Annotated in this window: 3 protein-coding genes and 1 pseudogene; all 4 read left to right on the forward strand. The window is 32.7% G+C overall.

From position 1 onward, the window contains the following. Positions 1-1,170, forward strand: a 1,170-nt coding sequence (locus V7024_RS15780) for a hypothetical protein (RefSeq protein WP_335521590.1), incomplete at its 5' end; no start/stop codon positions are given. Between the two features lie 110 nt (positions 1,171-1,280). Next, positions 1,281-2,045 carry a hypothetical protein gene (locus V7024_RS15785; RefSeq protein WP_335521592.1) on the forward strand — a complete coding sequence of 255 codons (765 nt, stop codon included), beginning with the start codon at positions 1,281-1,283 and terminating at the stop codon, positions 2,043-2,045. Positions 2,046-2,497: 452 nt separating this feature from the next. Beyond that, positions 2,498-2,860 carry a hypothetical protein gene (locus tag V7024_RS15790; RefSeq protein ID WP_098172867.1) on the forward strand — a complete coding sequence of 121 codons (363 nt, stop codon included), beginning with the start codon at positions 2,498-2,500 and terminating at the stop codon, positions 2,858-2,860. A 561-nt stretch (positions 2,861-3,421) separates the two neighbouring features. Then, positions 3,422-3,799 (forward strand): annotated as a pseudogene (locus V7024_RS15795) (plasmid recombination protein); the annotation flags it as partial.

Consider the following 3,799-nt stretch of genomic DNA (forward strand, 5'->3'; position numbering starts at 1 on the left):
CATAAAGATCAATTTATTGATTCTGAAATAAGAAATAATTTTTCTATAAGTAATTTTGGTAATCCCAATGATGTTTTAAAGGTAAAGGGAATTAGCTTTATTCTAGAGGGGTTTATAGAAGAAATTAATCAATTCAAAATGGATGTATCGCTAACTCATAATGAAGTAGAGTTTTTAGGTTTTACAGATGATAATGAAATATCTTTAAAATTTTCAAATGCATCTATTGAGGGAGCAAATGATATATTTGTTAAAGGTATTTCAAGTGGAAAATATAACTCAACTAATGAATGTTTTCGAAGTTGGTTTGATTTAGGAAGTAAGCATATTGACTTTTGTTTGAAAGATTCTCGTAAAGAGCAAGTTGTGAATTTTTTTACTGATTATATTAATAAAATGTTTAAAGCATTACCAGATGATAGGAGACAATATAGATTATTGTTAGATCCAAAAAATATTGGTCAAGAAAGCTCTGATTTGTTACTTAGAGGAGTAACATCTGAGGGGTATAAAAATTATGATAATAATGTAGTTCTTTATTTATGTCTTTTATTTTTACATAAATATGCTGTGAAAACTGGTGATTATTTTAAATTTACTGGTGGGTACGTTAGTGATTCGGACATTAAGGCTTCATTTGAATTAGAAAAACCTAAACGATTAAAACATGGTGAAGAGGTCTATATAGGTTTAGTAATGTCTAACAATGAAATTAGAAAAGGTGTAGTTTCTTTTACAATGTATTATAAAATTGTCCATGAAGGGTATTCTTTTAGGGGGATAGTGAAAGATCCTATTTGTGAAATAGTTCATACATCAGGTATAGAGAAATTACAACAAAAGTTACAAGAATTATTAAAGTTAGATAAACATGAAATAAAAATGCTTAATTATATAGATCGTGTGGCTATGACAGATAAATTATCTGAGGATATGATTTTTTATCTCTTTAAATCTATTAAGTCTTCTGAGCTGTCTAGTAATACTAAAAGTGAAGCTGAAAGTAAGAAACAAGCTATAAATAGCACAATGACAATTATTCAAATATTAGATCGATTAAGTGATATTACGACTGATGTAAATGAGTTGATTCACTTACAAAGAATTTATGATGATGTTATAAAACATTTATCGGAGAAAGTTACTACTGAAAGTTCATTAAATTTTTAATTAGTAAGTAAGAGGTTATTTTATTAGTATAGATAATATATGGCCCGAAAAAGTCGGGTCTATTTTTTGTTTTAAAGATGTAAGGGAATTATTTTATAGGAGTGGTAATGTTGAAATCAACAAGGAGTTGTAAAATTGAAGAAAAGGTTTTTTCGAAAAAAGATTTAATCGATATAGCGAAATATATAAATAAAGAAAGTAATAATAATGAATTTGATAAGACGGTTAATGAGAATTTTCAGTTGAAAATAAATTGTTTAGGTAATATAAGTTACGAAAGTGCTAATTTAGAGATTTTTGAAGAAAATGATATTATTGATCGTAAAAAAATTGAATCTATTCATATTAGTTTTTCTGATTTTAAGCCTCGTAGAGAAATTGATTTGTTTATTACAGAAGGTAATAGAGAATTAAATCAGTTAAGGGTTAGTGGAGAAGATTCAGATTGGGTAATTAGTAAGTTTCATAATTTAACTGAATTAATTGAAGAAGTTAAACCTCAAACAAACGTTATTTTAAAGAACAAGAAGATTTTTTCGTTTGTTGGATCTTTAATTCTTTCTATTTTATCAATAATTACTGTTGTTTTATTTATGTATAACTTATTTAAAATTGGAGCTTTTACGATAGATGAAAGTAAAAATGAACCGAATTCTGGAATTGTAGCTGTTATTAATGGTTTATTAATGTTAGGTCTTTTTATGATGATTTGGAAAATCAAAATTAATAATATTATTAATTCTTTATGGTTTAGTGTGGAATTTGATTTTGGACCTAAGCATTTACAAAAACAAAAAAATTCTAGAAAAGCTATCAACACTTTTATTATTGCTTTTATTATTCCATTAATCTTTTACATTTTAAGTGTTCTTTAAGTAGCTTGTTGTTTTTTTAAATGTTTTTAGTGTTTTGAATGTATACTTTTGTTGTTGGTTTTGAGGATATCAGAGGATTTGATTTGAAGTCAATATTTAAGGGGATATGAAAGTAAACTAATATTCAAAAGTTTACATTCGATAAAATGAAAAAGAGTCCTATTAATTTAGGACTCTTTTTCGGTTTGGTGTAATTCTGAATCCCTAAATTGATGGGCTATCGATCTAATCAATCCGTTTTTTCTATATTCAGTTACGTTCAATTTGTGGGGTTTAGCCCCCACACGACTAGCCAGCACTCACACCCAAAAAACAAGGAAAAACATACATTTTGAAGGATGATAAAGCCTAAGTGTATAAAAACAATCAAAATGTTGGCGCTACCCCAATTAGACTGACATATGTACATTCATTAGTAGCATAATCTGGAGCATGGAAAGGAGGACGATGCAATGACTGTGGACGAGTTGAGAAAGTACCTGATAAGCTGGCAAAACTGGCTTCAAGGACAACGTGAGGCATCTGTGTCCAGAGATGTTTTGAACCCGTTTGAAAATTACCTGCAGGTGCTCTATGACTGGCTTAATCCTCAAACAAGCTTGGATTGGAGGACTTACGTGGCATTTCTTTGGTGGCTGGCCGAATCCAGAGCCAAGCTTGATTGCGGCAAAGCAGTGGATATTGATAGGCAAAAGAGGGCAGTATATGTTAGGTTTGTTGAGGCCAATAGGATTTACCAGCCTAACGCGGATGTGATAAAGAATCTTTACCAAGCTTATATATGGGCCCAAGGACAAATAGAGTCGTGTCGTTAAACATGATAAACTAGCAAATGGTAACAATACCAACCCTATGATCTATTTTTACACGTATGTCGGCTGTATTCGAAATGCGCAGGCAATATATGTGTTTGTAACCCATATTATCGCAGTCTAATATCATAGCCGTTTAAGTGGCTTGTTTTGATTTTTTAAAAACTTTCAAACTCTTAGGAGGCTATTTTGGGCGTCTGTCAACGGTACCGGACCGAAGGGAGGATAAGGAGTTGACAGACTCTCTACACCAAGATCCTCTTGGTGTGTCAAAAGTTTACCTTTTGACCTGCCTACCGGCGAGGGAGCCCCTCAAGGATTGAGGGGTTGGGGAGTTCGATTTGAGGGGGTCTGGGGGAATTTTTCCCCAGTGGGTTTGGGCAAAGCCCAAGGTTTTGTTTAGCCATGCTAAGCATGGCTCGGCGAAGCCGACAAGCGTCGCAGACCCCTATCGACTTTGATGCGTTAGCGTCAAAATACGTATAGGGTTACGTTAATTGACTCCATTTCGTCGCTTTGCTAGACTTATGGTATCAATTAATCTAGGGAAAGTGGTGGCACTTTATGTTGTTCTCTATCTCATTTAATCAATCTCACCAAAGTTCGTTGAGTCATAATAACAGGGAAAACATTCATGGGAATCCTGGCATTGATCCATCCAAGTTAGACGAGAATATCTACTTTGTTCAAAAGGACATTCGAAGTGTATACGAGGATGTCTTTCAAGAAGCGGTGAACAAGTACAATGAAAAGCAAAAACGGAATGACCGCAAAATTAAGGATTATTATGAAAAGATAAGAAAAGATACAAAGACGCATGAGCAACGAGAACTCATTGTAGCGATTGGGGAAGGTAAAGACGACCCAAAGTATAGGGAAGCGAAAAAAGAAGCGTTACAGCAGTATGCTGGAGCGTTTCAAGAGCGGAATCCAAATCTAGCG

Origin of the sequence: Bacillus sp. JJ864 (assembly GCF_036963045.1) — a bacterium.
In the GTDB taxonomy this organism is placed as follows: Bacteria; Bacillota; Bacilli; order Bacillales; family Bacillaceae_G; genus Bacillus_A; species Bacillus_A pseudomycoides_C.